The organism is uncultured Methanobrevibacter sp. (genome assembly GCF_900314615.1).
Lineage (GTDB): Archaea > Methanobacteriota > Methanobacteria > Methanobacteriales > Methanobacteriaceae > Methanocatella.
This window is the reverse complement of the sequence record NZ_OMWA01000026.1, coordinates 23,874-40,864: the sequence shown is the minus strand read 5'-3', so window position 1 is coordinate 40,864 and position 16,991 is coordinate 23,874. Positions and strand designations below refer to the sequence as shown.

The window sequence follows — 16,991 nt, the reverse complement described above, 5'->3', positions numbered from 1 at the left end:
AGGAACTGGGGGGATAGCACGGTAATCCTACTTTCGTGGGAAAGTACCAGCCCGTGAAGTAAGAATCCTCGACCTCTTACAGGTCGAGGTAGTTCAATAAAAGTGTTTAATATACTTTATTTTGATTAAAAAAGTATTTTAATTAATAAAAACAAAAGTTTGTATATTAAATTTAATAAGGTCAAACTTATGAATAAGAAAACCAAATATGAAATAATAGTATTGGTTCTTATTGCTATTGTAATATTTAATTTAGCAATCATATTCACATCCAATGATGGTAAAAATTCCTATGAAGTCACTACCGTTGGAAATGATTCAAACGGTACTGTTTACAAGATTATTGCAGGCAATACCAATTCAAAAGACACAGTTGGGATTATTTTAGGAGTCCATCCGAGAGAACATGAAATTCATGAGGCCGTAAACAGAACAATATATAATATCACTTCCGAAAACGGTGCTAAAAACTTAACTAAAAAATACGTTATTTATTATGTTAAAACTATAGATAACCTAACTTCAAGAGATGACACAAGAGCAGCCGGAGAATCACTGGCCAACAAATATATCGTTCCGAATATTGAAAAGGACAACCCTTTTATCGTTACTGACATACATGAAATAGATCCGGTTTATGAATATTCGAATTTCCTCTTTAGCCTGTCAAACAGAACAGATACAATAGACAATTATATAAGTAAGTTATCTGACGGCGTTGGTCTGGTTGATTTCAATTTTACCGAAGGAACAAGTCCTGAAAAAGTAACACAACCTATAGCTAATAAGGGTATCAATACAATACTAGTTGAAACATCAATTACAAATAATTTAAGTGAAAAACAGAATACTGCTGATAAGTTAATTAAATGTTTAGATGAATTGAATCCATGAGTGTGGTTTAAATGGAAAAAGTACGAGGAATACTTATAGGAAGAATGCAGCCAGTACACAATGGCCATATGCAGGTCATTAGTAAGATTTTAGATGAAGTTGATGAAATCATTATAGGTATCGGAAGCGCACAGCTGAGCCATGAGCTGAAAGATCCTTTTACTGCAGGTGAGCGAATCGTTATGATGTCACAGGCACTGGCTGATGCCGGAGTCGATTCAAGCAGATACTACATTATTCCAATGCAGGACATCAATTTCAATGCCATTTGGGTTTCACATGTGAAAATGTTAACCCCTCCTTTTTCAATCGTTTATTCAGGAAATCCTTTAGTCAAGCAGTTATTTTCAGAGGAAGGATTTGAGGTCAGACAGCCACCTCTTTATGACCGCATTCATTTATCCGGAACTGAAGTTAGAAAACGCATTCTTGAAGATGATGACTGGCAGGAACTGGTTCCAAAGGCAACAGCAGACGTTATAGCTGAAATAAATGGTATTGAAAGAATAAAAAATTTGTCAGTTAAGGAAATTAGTGACATATAACAATAGTTATTTATATTAATTTAATTATATTATTATACTGGAGATGAAATAATGGTCGTAAGAGTCATTGAAGCAAAAGAAGATAAAATCACAACCGCTGATTTAATCGATGAATTGAAAAAATCCAACAAAGTGGATTATTCCGGTGCAATCTTCACATTTGAAGGAATAGTACGTGGAAAAGAAGAAAATATGAACCTTAAAAAGTTGATATTGACAACTCCCGACAAGGAAAAAACCAAAAAGGAAATCGAAAAGATTGCTGAAAACGCTAAAATCAAATATAATGTTCATGAAATCTCAGTTGTACACTACATCGGAGAGTTCTACACCGGCGACATGCTGTTTTTAGTTGCAGTTTTAGGAGCTCATCGTGGAGAAACCCTTGATGCACTAAAAGAAGTTATTGAAACAGTAAAATATGATGTCGAATTTAAAAAAGAAGAAATTTCCGAAGAAGGAACTAAAACAATACTTGCCGGCGGATAATCCGGAGGTTTTAGAAATATCCTAACCAATAGCCATCACCAATTCAAAACTCACTTTCCAAAACCATCTCATATATATCCAGGTCACAAATCAGAATTCAAATCTGAAAACCCTGACGTTAAAGTGAAACCCAATTAATTTAAATCAAAAAGAAAAATCAGCTATTGATTATATCAACTTTAACATCCAGTATTCTGCATCTTCACCAGATATTGAAAATCAAGTTTTAAATAATATTTTAAAAATATTGTGAAAAAAATTCGCAAACAAAAATAGTAAAAATTCAAATCACATAATCTTTGAAAGTGACATGTTAATTTCGAAAAAATAAGAATAAAAAGAGTGTAATTAATAGGTTTATTTACCTATAATTACTTCGGTTGATTTAATAATAGCTGTAACGTCATCGCCTTCAGCTAAACCTAATTTTTCAGCAGACTCTTTGGTAATAATAGCAGTAATAACATTAGGTTCAGTTACTTCGATTTTAATATTAGCCATTACAGTTCCTTTTTCAATGTTTGTGATTTTTCCTTGTAATTGATTTCTTGCACTAAGTTGCATTTAAATTATCTCCTTAAAATTTATATCGAATTACATATTTAAGTTAATTTTTCACATCATATGTATTTCACAATATACTGTTGTATCGAATTACTTATAAATGTTTCGGTTTTATGTAAAATAAGAATAATTTAATCGATTACCGAAAATACTTCATATCGAAATAAAAATATAAAAATTAAACTATTAAAAACAAATATTAATTACTTAAATATAAAATATAAAAATAAAAAGATTAATTTTTAAATAATAATTAGTATTAACTAAATTATATTAATTTAAATAAATTTAGATAAGTTATAACAAATTCTATCGAAATTCATAAAATTCAAAAAAATACCTAGAAAATTTTATTAAAAAAATAAAACAAAAATATCAAACATGAAGATAGAATTAGAATCAATTGGTACCATTCACACAGAATTTACAGAGATTGAAGGAATGCCAATTCAGCCAACAGGCGCAAAAGGGATTAAAGGAACAATTGAAATTAAAGATAAATATATTGACGGTCTTAAAGATTTAGAAGGATTTTCACATATCCATTTAATCTATCTGCTTCACAAAGTAGAAGGATACATGCTTGAGGTCAAACCGTTCATGGACAATAACACTCATGGAGTATTTGCAACAAGATCTCCTAAAAGGCCAAACCGTATTGGAATGAGCGTTGTTAAAGTAAAAAATGTCGAAGGAAATACAGTTTACATCGAAAATGTGGACATTTTGGACGGAACACCTCTGCTTGATATCAAACCGTATGTTCCTCAATTATATGAAGATACAATTGACGAGCTTAAAATCGGCTGGTTTGAAACAAAACACCAAAAAGCAAAATCACAAAAATCAGACGACAGATTCAAATAAAAGGAATACTTAAACATTCCTTTTTATTTACCCACTACTTTTTACATTTTCAAACTTTATTTAAAACAATACATCATCAATTCACAAATAATTTATCAAATATTCTTTTTTTAATGTTTAACTAATACAAATTAGCATTATTTTTACCAGATTTCATTTTAAAAGCAAAAATGATTTTAATTTAATCTAAATAATAATATTTAAGTGTTAAATTATAAAATAAAGTCAATATGAACTTTTAAAATGAGATAAGTTTATATAAATTGTTTTTAATAATAATTAATCACTCATGAGCAGATATTAGCGATTTCTAGAAATCTCAATTAAAAAATTGATGGAGATTTAAAAAATGGTGGAAAAAATTTACCACATTAATGATCGGACTATGAAATATATTTCACTAGCTCAAAGCATACGTCAACATCAGTATTTGGGACTGCCAGGTGAATTAAAAATAAGAATGCCTCAGGAAATAACGTTTCCGAATTTAGAAGTCGCAAGAGCAGATGAAATATATGTCAACGATGAGGGGTTAATTATTAATCTTGAAGAAGAAAGTGGAGACATTACCCCAACTACATTGGATAAATTTGGAAAATATGTAATATTTTTCAGTTACAGATATTTAAGTCAGGTATATTTAGCAGTATTATGCCACAAAGACCCGAAAAAAGAATTTGAATACTATGAATATTCTTCTTCACTTTACATCAAAATCCATTATTTCTACTTTCCCCAAGAGGAGCTATGGGAAAAGTATGAAAATATTATATGTAAAGTCAAACATAAGAAAAAATTAACTGGCAGAGAAGCATTGGATATGGCTTTTGTACCGAAATTTATTTCCAAAAAATATGCTCCTGAAGTGACTGAAAAACTAATAAGAATATTTAATGACGCAAAAATTGAAGATGAACTTTTAAAATTAGATGTTGGAGCTATTTTAACTGGAATGGTATTGAAATACTTTAAAAGTAATGAAAAACAAAGCAGATTGCTAGGGATGATTAATATGAGACACTTCGAAAGCGAAATACAAAAACTAGTTTACGACGAATACGGTGAAGAACTAGATAAAAAAGACGAAACAATCGAAAAACAATCAAAAGAACTAGAAAACCAATCAAAACAAATAAAATCACAAACAAAAGAACTAGAAAACCAACAAATAAATCAACTTAACAAAAATGAACAAGAATACAAGAAAAAACTAAAACAATTAAATGAATTAGATGATTTAAACTCACCCGAAGGTAAAAAAATCATTTCAACTTTAATTATGATGTGATACTAAATCACATCAAAACTCTTTTTAAATTAAAATAAATGATTAATATGAGACACTTCGAAAGCGAAATACAAAAACTAGTTTACGACGAATACGGTGAAGAACTAGATAAAAAAGACAAAATAATCGAAAAACAGTCAAAAGAACTAGAAAACCAATCAAAACAAATAAAATCACAAACAAAAGAACTAGAAAACCAATCAAAACAAATAAAATCACAAACAAAAGAACTAGAAAACCAATCAGAACAAATAAATCAACTTAACAAAAATGAACAAACAAATAAATCAACTTAACAAAAATGAACAAGAATACAAGAAAAAACTAAAACAATTAAATGAATTAGATGATTTAAACTCACCCGAAGGTAAAAAAAATCATTTCAACCTTAATTTTAATGTAAAAAAAGTAAAAAAGAGCTATAAATTGTTTATAGCTTCAGTAATTAATTGAATAGTATATTCAATATCATCCATACTGCATACACTTACAGGAGTGTGTATGTAACGAGTAGGAACGGATAAAACACCGGTTGGAATTCCTTCACGGGTTAAGTGAATTGCAGTTCCGTCTGTTGTTCCACCATCACTGACTTCCAATTGATATGGAATTTCGTTTTCATCTCCAGCTTTAATTAACATATCTTTTACAGACTGCTGGGTTAAAATACCTCTTCCGCTTGCATCTGCAAGGATAATAGCAGGACCTTTACCCATTACAACAGGTGCTTCATCAGGTTTGATTCCAGGATGGTCACCGGACAGGGTAACGTCAAGTGCAATTGCTAGATCAGGGTTTAATTTGAATGCGGAAGTTTTAGCTCCTTTAAGACCTACTTCTTCCTGTACGGTTCCAACACCGTAGACAGTAGCTCTGGTATCTACTCTTTTTAAGACTTCCATCATAACATAACATCCGACACGGTTATCTAAAGCTTTTCCCATGATTCTGTTGTTTGGATATTCGACAAATAAAGAATTGAAGGTCATTTTGTCTCCGACTCTAACCATCTTTTCAGCTTCTTCCTTGTCTTTTGCTCCAATATCAATAAACATGTCTTTAGCTTTGACAACCTTGTTTCTTTCTTCAGGAGTTGTTACATGAGGTGGTTTTGAACCGATTACTCCAACAACATCTTCTCCAACAGAGGAATGTATTGTTACAGTTTGATTCATTAACATCTGGTCGTTAATTCCACCGATTGTTGAAAAATTAATAAATCCATTATCGTCAATGTATCTAACCATCAAACCAATTTCATCCATATGGGAAGCGAGCATTACTGTAGGTGCTTTCTTTTCACCTTTTTTTGTAGCAATTAAGTTTCCCATACTGTCTATTTCGATTTTATCAGCTACATCTTCTAATTCACGTGTAATAATTTTAGCTATTTCTTCTTCTGAACCAGATACCCCTGGTGCTAAAGATAGCTCTTTCATTAATTCCATCGTATCACCAAATAATTTTTTTGTTTTAATGATATTAAATAATTTCTATTCATGGAATAATTAAGTTAACTCTAAAAATTTAAATGCATTTAAAAACAATGATTAATACGGTGAGAGTATGGCAAATATAGAAAAAATATTTTTCAGTCCTTCATCTACAACTAAAAAAGTGGTTGAGGAAATTGCAAATAATTTCAGTTACAAAAAAGAGAGTTTTGATTTATTGAATTTCAACAGCGAAAAAGAGTTTTCATCTGATGACATTGCTGTAGTGGGAATGCCTGTTTTTGCAGGAAGAATACCTAAAACCGCAAGAGAAAGATTGGAAAAAATCAAAGGAGACAACACACCTGCAATTGCTGTTGTAAACTATGGTAATGCTCATGTTACAGATGCCCTTCTTGAGTTAGTGGATTTGCTTAAAGAAAACAGCTTCAATGTTGTTGCCGCAGCTTCAACCGTCAGTCACCATTCAATCTTTGATGGTGTTGCAGTTGGAAGACCTGATTTCGATGATCTTGAAAAGATTAATGATTTTGCTAAAAAATGCGCAGAAAAAATCAAATCAGGTGAAGGTTTAAGCTCTGAGATTCCTGGAAACAGACCTTATGTGGACTACAAACAGTTACCATTTACCGTAAGCTGTGATGAAACATTATGCGCATTCTGTTATGACTGTGTTTCAGCATGTCCTGAAAATGCAATTCCGGACGATGATCCGATTGATACTGATTTAGACTTATGCTCAAGATGCAGCGCATGTATTCATATCTGTCCTGAAGATGCCAGAATGTTTTCAGGAGAAGCTTTTGAAGCCAAAAAGCCTGAATTTGAAAATGCAAACAGTGAGAGAAAAGAACCTGAATTTTACTTATAATTTCATTCTTTTTTTGGCCACTGCTCTGACATATTCGTTTTCATCGGAAATGGATATGTCCTTTAATACTTTTTTACTTACTATTTTTTTACAGGCCGCTTCCCTGACTCTCCATGAGTCATCGTTTTGAGCGATTTTAGTCAATTCCTTCTGATTTCTTATTAATGAAACTGCTCTGACAGAGATTTTTTCAGATATTCCCTGATCATATATTTTAATAAGGCATTTTTCAACTTTGATTTTATTCAATGCTTTCAGTGAGAATTCCTCATCCTCATTTGCAAGAACTATTCTGATTAATGTTTCCAAATCGTCAATGTTATCCAATGTGGATTTTCTAATATTATCCAACTTTGCATTTTTTAGAATATCAATGAAATTATTCTCATCAGTTATGTGTTCCATTGCCTGGAGCGCCACTTCTTCATGAGTTGTATTGATTGCAATATATGTAAAATCTTTTTCATCATTTAAAGCAGGATTGGACATAGCATGGTTTCTTACAAACTGGTCTTCATCATTTAATGCAATGTTTATTAATTCCTGAGTATTATTAATGTTTTTAACGGCAATCTGTCTTACAAACCTGTCATCATCGTTGTTGATTATATCAAGTAAAACCTTTTCATCTGTGAGTTTTTTAGCAGCTTCACTTCTGACAATTTTATCGCAGTCGTTTAAGGCAATCTGTGTTAACAATTCCTCATCATCCAGTTTATTTACAATATCCAGCCTTACGTCAGATTTATCAGAATCCAAAGCTATATTTTTAAGGATGCCCACATTTTCTATTTTTGTAAATATCAGTGATCTTATTTTGGCGTTATCCTCATTTATTGCAATCTTTGCAAGTGTTTCCTCATTTTTAATCTTTTTGACAGCAGCAATTTTAACTGCTTCGTCCTTATCTTCAATAGCTACCTTTTGAAGAATGTCCTCGCTTACAAATTTATCCTTGTTTATTGCGGATTTTCTAATTGATGTATCGTTGGCCTTAAAAACCAGATTGTATAAAATTTCAGGACTTTCTATCTTTTCCAGAGACAGCCTTCTGTAATTTTTATCGATTGCATTGATTGCTATGTCTTCGAGAGTTTCTTCATCAACAATCTTTTCAAATATTTCATCAACATTCCTGTTTTTCTTTGTATTTTTCACGATTTCAGATATTGATTTGTTGTTCTCACCCAGCCTTTCATAGGCAAAACTTCTAACGTCAAAGAATTTTGAGTTTTCAGCAGCATCCCATAAAAGAGATTCATCCTTAAGCTTATTTGCTGCTATAAGTCTGATAGCACGGTCTTTAACATTTTTTGCTATATCAAGTGCAACATACTGGTCAGTTATGCTGTCTGCTGCGATTGCTCTTTGATTTCTGTCTTTACTGTTGACTGCTATTTCCTTTAAAGCCAGCTGTTCCGGGTCAATCTGTGATTCATCCGGAATATCTGCTTTTTGCTTTTTTTCTTCTTTATTTTTAAATCTGTCAAAAAATCCCATTTTAATTTACATCCTCATACATTTTCTCCAGAAAATATGCTAATGAAACAATATCCTGACGGTTATGCTCTATAATCGGAACTATTGGCCCGATATTGTCCTGTGATATGTAGGTATTGTAGTATCCGGGAATGAACTGTCCTGGAACATCACCCTGCCTTTCAATACCGAAAAGTTCTTTTTCAATAGTCTGCAGTCTGCAGTTTGGAAGATTATCAGACCATAAGTTTTTTGCAAAATACATTAAATCCAAATGAGGCAGCCTGTAGTCAAGCCTGACCCGATTATATAAACACCGGTTTCTGATAAAAGGCACATCAAAGCTTTTTCCGTTGAATGTGACATGTACAGAGTCCTCATCGAGATGGGAAAGATATGCCTCGATAGCTGCAGGCTCTTCATAAATACGTCTTAAAAAGTATTGTGAAGTAATTATTTTATCTTTTTTGATTTCTGCAACACCTATCAGTATCAATGGAACATTGGAAAGACCTAATGTCTCAATATCCATAAATTTGAAGTTCTCCTTATCTGTCAGACTTATTGATTTGATTATATTGTCTCTGCATTTTTTGCTATAACGATTAGTATCCAACAGGTCAATGATTTCAGCATATGACATATCCTCAATCCGACTTGCAAACTTGGTGGCGATATCTGCATACCTGTCATGATTTTTCAAGGATTCTATTGTTGTGTATCCTTTATTTTTAAGATTTTGCTCGGTTTTCAAACCGATTTTAGGAAGCAGTTTAAGATTTCTGTTGATTTGATTTTTAAAATCATTGTCTGAAATCTTAAAATCGATTTTTTCTTCATGAGTTATCCTTAATGTATCTCCAAAGGAAGTTGAAATAACTTCAGAGTTATCAATATCCTCCACATTTTTACCGCTCCACTCATTTAGAAGCCTTTGCTTGTAATCTTCAAAGTAAGATGGTGAAAGTTTTCTCGCCTTTTGTTTAGCTTCCTTGGAAGGATTTGCAGAAGAAATCGAATTTGAAAGAACTTTTCTTAGATACATTTCCATTTCGTCATAGCCTGTCATTCAGATTAATTTCTGTTTATCAAATTATATATAATTTTTTTATAAAGTTTAATTGATTTTTTATAAATTATAAGTAAATTTATATACTATAAAAACATATATAAAATTTGGCTACAATGTAGCCAGAGAGATAGATTAAACAGCCAAATTTTAAAATTCATTTCTCTAAAAGCTTGTAAAAACAAGTTGTTAGGTAGCAAACACGAAGCTACCTAACCATCCAATTTACTCTTTTTTTGAAAAATTTCCAATTTAGAAAAACTTATAAGATTTTCATACATAATTATAATATAAGGTTTGATTATGAAATTGAAATTAGCTATTGTCTATGGAGTTCTGATATGGATTTTTTTAAACATAGGAACATATATTTTAAATCCTTTTTTTACAAAAAGCCTTCCTGAAGTAAATGTCATAGTTCCAATACTGTCCATAATACTAATCGGCTTTTTTGGAATACTATACATCAGAAATATAAATGAAAATGAAGTTATAGAAGGATTTATGTTCGGAGTCATTTTTATAATCATAGATTTAATTCTGGACAATATATTTTTAATCGGAACTTCCTATAGAAATCTGATTTTTATGAATTATTCCCTTCATATCACTTCAACAATCGTGATGACATTACTGATTACAACATTCTTAGGCTATCTTGCCCAGATGAGTATAGATTTAAAATAAGGAGATAGAAAATGATACCAAAATCTCATCCACGTTATGAATCATTATTGCTTAGAGATAAAATCGTTAAAGCTTCAAAGGAAGGTTATCTTGCAGATTCTGCAATGATTGCCCATGGAAGAGGAGAAGCTTTTGATTATTTAATTGGAGAAACCACAGTTTACCCTGCAAAAAGAGCAATGTACGTTGCCGTTGCAGCATTACTTTTATCAAATAATCCAGTTATTTCAGTCAATGGAAATGCAACAGCTTTAGCCATTGATGAAATGATTGACTTAGCCAAAGTACTTAACGCTAAAATTGAAATAAATCTTTTTTACAGGACTGATGAGAGAGTAAGACTACTTACAAAATTATACAAAGACCATGGATATCCTGAAATTCTGGGCAGTCTGGATGACGACATAGAATATTTAAACGATATCCCTAACAATCGTGCATCAGCCAGTAAAACAGGAATATATACCGCCGACACAATTTTGATTCCTCTTGAAGATGGAGATCGAGCAGAAATACTTAAAAAAAGTGGAAAAAATATAATTACCATTGATTTAAACCCTCTTTCAAGAACTTCAAAAATGTCAGATGTTTCAATAATGGACAATATAGTGAGGGCCATTCCTTTTATGACAAAAATAGCCGAAGACTTAAAGACACAGAAAAGAGAAGATTTAATGGAAATGGTTAATGAATTTGATAATGATGAAAATCTTAAAGAAAGTTTAGAACATATTAAAAGAGGGTTATGATGCAAGTAATGGGTATATCAGGTTTACCTGGATCTGGAAAAGCTTTAGTTTCTGAAATGGCAACCGAAAGAGGCGCAATTATCGTCAGTATGGGCGACATTATACGAGAAGAAGCCAAAAAAAGAGGAGAAAGTACAAAGGAAACCGCAGTCAATTTGAGAAAGGAATTTGGAAATGACATCGTTTCCGAACTGACAATCAAAAAGATTAAAAAACTGGAAGAAGATGAAAACAACAAGCTTATAATAATTGAAGGAATAAGAAGCCTGCATGAAGTGGAAATGTTTAAGGAAAACTTCAGCGATTTCTTTATTCTGTCAATCTTTGCAAATGAAACTCTCAGATTTGAAAGGTTGAAAATAAGAAACAGAGAAGATGACTCCCAGGATTATGAAGGTTTCCATAAAAGGGATGTGACCGAACTGGGTTTCGGAATCGGAGATGTTGTTGCACTTTCAGATAAGCTCATCATCAATGAAAGCGATATGGAAAGCTACAGAGAAAAAGTTGATGAATTTTTAAATGATATCGGACTGTAGAATTATTTTTCTTCCAAAATGGCATCTTCAATAATGTAAACACCACTGTCACGGTGCCATTCTTTTCTATCTTTTATAATTTTTAATCTCTTTTTAAAAATAGGTCCGTCAACGGCTAAAGTTTCGGCTTCACCGCCTTCAAAAGCAATGTCAACATAATATTTTTCATTGAGCCCTACAAGCTCATCAATTGCTTCATCGTCGATTATTCTTCCAAGCCAGGATTCATCCAAACCCCATGCGGCAACACCGCTGATGATTATTTTAAAGCCTAAAGAAACAATTTCTCTCATATACTCCAGTTCATCAACATGCCAGTATGGAGAAATGATCTTTAAACCTACCTCACTTCCAAGTTTTTCTATTCTTGATTTTTGATATTGTGAGTAAAGTGCGCCTGTGTATATGCATTCCACACCCAATTTTTTAAGGTTTTCAAATGCCTGCTTCAAATCCTTGAGTTCCTCTTCCTTAATTCCGTCAGTTTCAACAGACATTATCGGAATATCAAGGGCTTCTGCAAGCAAATCGGTTACATGAATGTTCGGAACATGAAACATATATGATTCATCATTGCGGGATTTCATGGAAAGAAGATATCTGACATCTTCTCCCTCTTTTAAAGCATAATACAGTGCCATTGTACTATCCTTTCCGCCCGAAAACAATACACAAGCATTCATAAATTTTACCTTTTACGTTTTTCCCTTACAAATCTTTTAAATCTTCTGGAAAATACTCCAAAGGAATCATAGTAAATTCCAAGCACGGCAACAATAACACCGACTACACCAGTAATTAAAACAAACTGATAATTCGGAAGCATTGAGCTGTTTGTATTGTTGATACTGTTTTGAACTGGTCCATCCATTTTACTTGGCACAACACCATAATCAAGCAATTTTTGCTGGAACGATTCTACTGAAGATGATGAAACTACAAGCTCAGCATGAACCTGTGCATAAGAAATAGAACCTCCATAAACTAATTTGTACCAGTCTGAGAATGATTTTAAAGCATCATAAGAAGAATAGTTTTCTTCAAGTTCAATTTGAAGTTTTCCGTCTTTAGTAACATTATAATGTTTAAAATGAGAATCAATATTTCCTAAAACGTAATTGAAGTATTCGATTTCCTTATCATTAAGTTTCCAAAGTGGAATCGTAATAGATGTTTCTTTAAATGAAACAAATCCTTCAGTTTTTGACAAAGTGTCTTTTAATTCATCCATATTTATAGATGATGATAAATCCAGATATAATGTCTCTTCATTTCCAGGTACATTTTTCTCAACCGTACTCATTACGGAAGGCAGTTCTTCATATATAGGTTCTAAAAAGAATGCTCCTCCAATGGCACCGATTAAAAAAGCCACTACAAGCACTAAAGCAAGTTCTCTTTTAGGCATATAGTGTCTTATCATACCTATGGAAAAAACAAATACCATCATTATTATAAATAATACGATATATATTATTGCAATTATAATATCCATAAATTCACACGCCATTTTCTATTAATTTAAATATTTAAAATTAAGTAGTTAAATAGCTTTGTATGAAAAATAGACTAAACAGCATACAATATCATGTTTTCATTTCCTACAGGCCATTCAACAACTAAAGAATTTTTTCCCTTGTTAAGTTTAAATGTGCCTGTTTTTAATTTGGAGTGAACGTTTATTTTTTCCACTTTATACTGATTATTATTTAACTTAATTTTTGATGAAATCTGATTATTCGAAACATCAATCTTAACCGGCTTATAAACATCAATGCTTACTGTCTGCTTTGATCCTTCACCCTCACCGTAAACATGTTTAATCGCATCTGCTATTTTAGACAAATCCACCTTTGTTTTTAAAGAATCGCTAACATCAAATGTATCTGACATTGTTTCATTTAAAAAAGGCATTGTAAATGCAATTAAAATTATCAGAGATACTGCAAATATCAGAATATACTCCAAAGACACCTGTCCTCTGTCATCCAGCATCATATCACCAGCACAAAATGTTTTGTAATCAGCATCATCAAATCACCGAAACTCAATGCAATAATAAGCCCTACGAGGATTGAAGGAGTAAACGGAAATGAAATTTTTACACAAACTGATTTTGCGATAAATTTCTGAAGGCATAAAAGCTTCAGGAGAGTCACGTCCTTATCAGTGAGACCACCTGCACTTTTTGATTTGAAATAATATTTATAATTATCATCAGGACTATCATAAACTTTTAAATTGCCCTCTGACTCTTTTATAAGTTCACAGATATGCTCATCATTAAAACTGTACTTGTTTACAATCATTCCCTCTTTAAGATCTTTTACCATGACAGTTTTATTAAGTGTTGTTTTTATAAGCGTCCTTAAAGACTGATAATTAAAGACATTTACCAGCAAATCAACATTATTTTTAACAGCTTTGTTTTTTAGAATCAAATGGGTTGTAAATATAACCAGAAAAGGAAATGAAACCAGAATGCTGTTAAATATTACCGTAAATGCAAATGGGTAAATTGACAGCAGAGGAAAAACATTGAAAAATTCCCCATTTAAACCAAATGGTATAACTGTAGCGATTGAAGTGAATAATTTTACATCACCACCACCCCACATATGCAATTGCCATAACATATAAGCTATAACATAGGTGATAACCATTGAAATAATTGAAGCTAAAACGTATTTAACATTACTTGTAAATAATGTTAAAATTAAATTCGAAGATACACCAAAAATTATCAAAAAATAATTTAACCTGTCGGGAACAAAACCCTTCCTAACATCGTAAATTGATGCCAGAATGGAAAATAAAATTATGACTATAATCTGAATTAAAAAAACTACACTGAAATTCATGATTATAGATTATACAAACTATAATATTAATTAGATAGAAATTCAACTCGTTAAATTGATTTTAGTTTGTAATATTGTACAAAAAAAGAAAAATTAATTTTTAGAAAACTTATAAATAGCTTCTAAAAATGCTTTAAATAATGGATGAGGCCTGTTAGGTCTTGATTTGAATTCAGGATGGAACTGACATCCAACAGCCCATGGATGATTTGGAATTTCTACAATTTCAACTAAAAAGTCATCAGGACTGGTTCCGGAAATTATTAAACCTTTTTCCTGCAAGTCTTGCCTGAAATCGTTGTTGAATTCATATCTGTGTCTGTGACGTTCTTCAATATCGATTTCACCGTAAGCATCATAAGTTTTAGTTCCTTCAATGATTTTACAGTCATATGAACCTAAACGCATAGTTCCACCCATGTTTTTGATTTTCTTTTGCTCTTCCATCATATCAATAACAGGGAATTCTAAATCATCATCAAATTCAGAGCTGTTTGCATTAGCATAACCGTTTCTTCTTGCAAACTGAGTTACCATTGACTGCATTCCAAGACAGATTCCGAATAAAGGAACATTATTTTCAATTGCGTAATCAACTGCATCCAATTTGCCTTCAAAACCACGTTCTCCAAATCCTCCAGGAATGAGAATACCGTCAAACTCTTTTAATGCATCCTTGTCAAGTTCTTCAACATCTGAACTTAAATATTTTATATTAGCTTTAACACCAATGCTTGCAGCAGCATGAAGCAGTGATTCACGGATACTGATATATGAATCTTCCAGTTCAACATATTTTCCGACAATACCTATTGTAACTTCAGGGTCAGATATTCTGAGAGATTCGACAATTTTTCTCCATTCATCAAGTTTGGATGAGTCAGGTTCAATATCCAGACCGATTCTGTTGACAATCAACTCACCGATGTTTTTGTCTTCAAGAACTAAAGGCACTTCATAGATTGTACCTGCATCAGGAGTGTTTACAACAGCGCTTGCATCCACATCACAGAAGTGAGCGACTTTTCCAAGCAATGCGTCATCAATGTGGACCTGTGATCTGCATACAATAACATCAGGATTTATTCCAACACTTCTTAATTCTTTTGTAGAGTGTTGGGTAGGTTTGGTTTTGAATTCTCCAGCTGCATTTAGGTAGGGAATAAATGTAACATGGACAAACATGACGTTTTCACGTCCTTCCTCGTTTCTGAGTTGTCTTAAAGCTTCAAGGAAAGGTTGACTTTCAATATCTCCAACGGTACCACCAAGTTCCACCAGAACCACATCATAATCTGCACTTTCAGAGTTGGCTCTAATCATTTCTTTTATACGATTAGTTATATGCGGAATAACCTGCACACATTCACCCAAGTATCCGCCTTCTCTTTCTTTAGCGATTACGGATTCGTATACTTTTCCGGTTGTGATGTTTGCCATTCCATCAAGTTCAACATCCAAAAATCTTTCATAGTGACCTAAATCCAAATCAGTTTCCATTCCATCGTGAGTAACGAATACTTCACCATGCTGATATGGATTGAGTGTTCCAGAATCCCAGTTCAGATAAGGGTCAATTTTAATAGCTGAAACTTTTAAACCGTATGATCTTAATATTCTACCCATAGATGCGGAAGTGATTCCTTTACCTATGGAACTTACAACCCCACCAGTTATAATAATATACTTTGTCAATGAAACCTCTCCTAATATTAATAACATTATAATGTTAGTATTTACTAATATATAAAAATTTAATCTGCTTTATAAAATAAGTTGCATATTGCTTTTCCAATTATGGAATTTGTTTGAAATAGCATTTCGGTTTAGTAATGACCATTTTGTCAAAAAAAAGTTATAAAGTTAATGTTTTGATGAATTCTTTAACATATTTATCGGCAAAATCCCATGTATGTTCACCTTCAGCTTCAACAAAATCAACATTAACATTATTGGTTTTTAAAAAATCGTAAAAATCAGTATTTTTATCATATAAAAAGTCATCCTTACCGCAGGCCATGAAAATATCCGGAATGTCACTGCAGTTTTCAATCAAAGCTTTGGGATCCATATCTGAACCTTCAAGCTCATCCAGATTACCGAAAATAGATTCATAAAATGGTCTGGACCTCAAAACATTGTCATCACTGGAATATCCAACAATATCATCGGTTATTAAAGCGGCTGAAATCATTCCAATCTTTGAGAAGTTTTGAGAGTATTTCAATCCGTTTCGGATAGCGCCATAACCACCCATTGAAAAACCGGCAATAAAAGTGTCTTCTCTTTTATCTGAAAGTGGAAATATGTTTCTTGTAATGTCCAAAAGTTCCTGACCCACATATTCTCCGTAAAGAGCATGTGCATTAACATTATCGACATAAAAACTGTTTTCACCGCATGGAATGACAATAGCTATTCCATTGTCTTCTGCAAATTTCTGAATTGAAGTATTTGCAAGAAATATATCATCACTGCCGTACAGGCCATGAAGAAGGTATAATGTCCGGTAAGGCTTTGGAACTATCTCTTCGGCATCCTGTAAAAAATGAATATTGTCGGCAGGAAGAATTACGCTGATGGATGTTCTTCTCTGCAGACTTTTGGATTTGACATCACCTCTAAAAAGAACCAT

20 protein-coding genes are annotated in these 16,991 nt (G+C 32.3%); 10 read left to right on the top strand and 10 right to left on the bottom strand.

What is annotated here, in order from left to right:
• Nucleotides 1-189: 189 nt before the first annotated feature.
• From QZN33_RS09415 to QZN33_RS09405, 3 genes are read left to right on the top strand one after another with little or no spacing between them, the layout of a single operon-like run.
• Nucleotides 190-894: a hypothetical protein gene (locus QZN33_RS09415; RefSeq protein WP_296791531.1), complete on the top strand. Its 705-nt coding sequence runs from the start codon at nucleotides 190-192 to the stop codon at nucleotides 892-894.
• Between the two features lie 11 nt (nucleotides 895-905).
• Entirely contained in the window at nucleotides 906-1,439 is a 534-nt protein-coding gene (locus QZN33_RS09410) for a nicotinamide-nucleotide adenylyltransferase (protein ID WP_296791528.1), read from the top strand.
• 51 nt (nucleotides 1,440-1,490) lie between these two features.
• On the top strand, nucleotides 1,491-1,928 hold the full coding sequence (locus tag QZN33_RS09405) for a molybdenum cofactor biosynthesis protein MoaE (RefSeq protein WP_296791525.1): 438 nt from the start codon (nucleotides 1,491-1,493) through the stop codon (nucleotides 1,926-1,928).
• Between the two features lie 357 nt (nucleotides 1,929-2,285).
• Here the strand turns inward: QZN33_RS09405 and QZN33_RS09400 are convergent, their stop codons facing one another.
• Nucleotides 2,286-2,492 carry a molybdopterin-binding protein gene (locus QZN33_RS09400; protein ID WP_296791522.1) on the bottom strand — a complete coding sequence of 69 codons (207 nt, stop codon included), beginning with the start codon at nucleotides 2,490-2,492 and terminating at the stop codon, nucleotides 2,286-2,288.
• Nucleotides 2,493-2,873: 381 nt separating this feature from the next.
• On the opposite strand from QZN33_RS09400, the gene tsaA reads away from it, so the two are divergent.
• The 3 genes from tsaA to QZN33_RS09385 all read left to right on the top strand — a co-directional run bounded on the left by tsaA (nucleotide 2,874) and on the right by QZN33_RS09385 (nucleotide 4,943).
• Entirely contained in the window at nucleotides 2,874-3,359 is a 486-nt protein-coding gene (gene tsaA / locus QZN33_RS09395) for a tRNA (N6-threonylcarbamoyladenosine(37)-N6)-methyltransferase TrmO (RefSeq protein ID WP_296791519.1), read from the top strand.
• Nucleotides 3,360-3,708: 349 nt separating this feature from the next.
• Complete coding sequence (locus QZN33_RS09390; RefSeq protein WP_296791516.1) at nucleotides 3,709-4,647, top strand: hypothetical protein; 939 nt, start codon at nucleotides 3,709-3,711, stop codon at nucleotides 4,645-4,647.
• A 38-nt stretch (nucleotides 4,648-4,685) separates the two neighbouring features.
• Nucleotides 4,686-4,943 (top strand): hypothetical protein, encoded by a 258-nt coding sequence (locus QZN33_RS09385; protein WP_296791513.1) that lies wholly within the window; start codon nucleotides 4,686-4,688, stop codon nucleotides 4,941-4,943.
• Between the two features lie 123 nt (nucleotides 4,944-5,066).
• Here the strand turns inward: QZN33_RS09385 and QZN33_RS09380 are convergent, their stop codons facing one another.
• Nucleotides 5,067-6,095 carry a M42 family metallopeptidase gene (locus QZN33_RS09380; RefSeq protein WP_296791510.1) on the bottom strand — a complete coding sequence of 343 codons (1,029 nt, stop codon included), beginning with the start codon at nucleotides 6,093-6,095 and terminating at the stop codon, nucleotides 5,067-5,069.
• A 118-nt stretch (nucleotides 6,096-6,213) separates the two neighbouring features.
• On the opposite strand from QZN33_RS09380, the gene QZN33_RS09375 reads away from it, so the two are divergent.
• Entirely contained in the window at nucleotides 6,214-6,972 is a 759-nt protein-coding gene (locus QZN33_RS09375) for a ferredoxin (protein WP_296791507.1), read from the top strand.
• Here QZN33_RS09375 and QZN33_RS09370 read toward each other — a convergent pair.
• Nucleotides 6,967-8,472, bottom strand: coding sequence for a HEAT repeat domain-containing protein (locus tag QZN33_RS09370; protein ID WP_296791505.1), 1,506 nt, complete (start codon nucleotides 8,470-8,472; stop codon nucleotides 6,967-6,969). The genes QZN33_RS09375 and QZN33_RS09370 overlap by 6 nt on opposite strands.
• Nucleotide 8,473: 1 nt before the next feature.
• Entirely contained in the window at nucleotides 8,474-9,520 is a 1,047-nt protein-coding gene (locus QZN33_RS09365; protein ID WP_296791502.1) for a ribonuclease H-like domain-containing protein, read from the bottom strand.
• A 303-nt stretch (nucleotides 9,521-9,823) separates the two neighbouring features.
• Between QZN33_RS09365 and QZN33_RS09360 the strand changes: the two genes are divergently transcribed.
• The 3 genes from QZN33_RS09360 to QZN33_RS09350 are packed head-to-tail and all read left to right on the top strand — an operon-like array spanning nucleotide 9,824 to nucleotide 11,495.
• Complete coding sequence (locus tag QZN33_RS09360; RefSeq protein WP_296791500.1) at nucleotides 9,824-10,207, top strand: hypothetical protein; 384 nt, start codon at nucleotides 9,824-9,826, stop codon at nucleotides 10,205-10,207.
• An 11-nt stretch (nucleotides 10,208-10,218) separates the two neighbouring features.
• Nucleotides 10,219-10,956: a phosphopantothenate/pantothenate synthetase gene (locus QZN33_RS09355; protein ID WP_296791497.1), complete on the top strand. Its 738-nt coding sequence runs from the start codon at nucleotides 10,219-10,221 to the stop codon at nucleotides 10,954-10,956.
• Nucleotides 10,956-11,495 carry an AAA family ATPase gene (locus QZN33_RS09350; protein WP_296791494.1) on the top strand — a complete coding sequence of 180 codons (540 nt, stop codon included), beginning with the start codon at nucleotides 10,956-10,958 and terminating at the stop codon, nucleotides 11,493-11,495. The genes QZN33_RS09355 and QZN33_RS09350 overlap by 1 nt, the downstream gene beginning before the upstream one ends.
• 2 nt (nucleotides 11,496-11,497) lie before the next feature.
• Here the strand turns inward: QZN33_RS09350 and QZN33_RS09345 are convergent, their stop codons facing one another.
• The 6 genes from QZN33_RS09345 to QZN33_RS09320 all read right to left on the bottom strand — a co-directional run bounded on the left by QZN33_RS09345 (nucleotide 11,498) and on the right by QZN33_RS09320 (nucleotide 16,991).
• Nucleotides 11,498-12,178 carry a TIGR00289 family protein gene (locus QZN33_RS09345; RefSeq protein WP_296791491.1) on the bottom strand — a complete coding sequence of 227 codons (681 nt, stop codon included), beginning with the start codon at nucleotides 12,176-12,178 and terminating at the stop codon, nucleotides 11,498-11,500.
• Nucleotides 12,179-12,183: 5 nt separating this feature from the next.
• A complete protein-coding gene (locus QZN33_RS09340) occupies nucleotides 12,184-12,990 on the bottom strand; it encodes a hypothetical protein (protein WP_296791488.1) in 807 nt (268 codons plus the stop codon).
• 74 nt (nucleotides 12,991-13,064) lie between these two features.
• On the bottom strand, nucleotides 13,065-13,490 hold the full coding sequence (locus QZN33_RS09335; protein WP_296791484.1) for a class III signal peptide-containing protein: 426 nt from the start codon (nucleotides 13,488-13,490) through the stop codon (nucleotides 13,065-13,067).
• Nucleotides 13,490-14,356: a prepilin peptidase gene (locus tag QZN33_RS09330; RefSeq protein WP_296791481.1), complete on the bottom strand. Its 867-nt coding sequence runs from the start codon at nucleotides 14,354-14,356 to the stop codon at nucleotides 13,490-13,492. Before QZN33_RS09330 ends, QZN33_RS09335 begins: the two co-directional genes overlap by 1 nt.
• Nucleotides 14,357-14,449: 93 nt before the next feature.
• Nucleotides 14,450-16,078 (bottom strand): CTP synthase, encoded by a 1,629-nt coding sequence (locus QZN33_RS09325; RefSeq protein WP_296791479.1) that lies wholly within the window; start codon nucleotides 16,076-16,078, stop codon nucleotides 14,450-14,452.
• A gap of 133 nt (nucleotides 16,079-16,211) precedes the next feature.
• Nucleotides 16,212-16,991: an alpha/beta hydrolase family protein gene (locus QZN33_RS09320; protein WP_296791476.1), complete on the bottom strand. Its 780-nt coding sequence runs from the start codon at nucleotides 16,989-16,991 to the stop codon at nucleotides 16,212-16,214.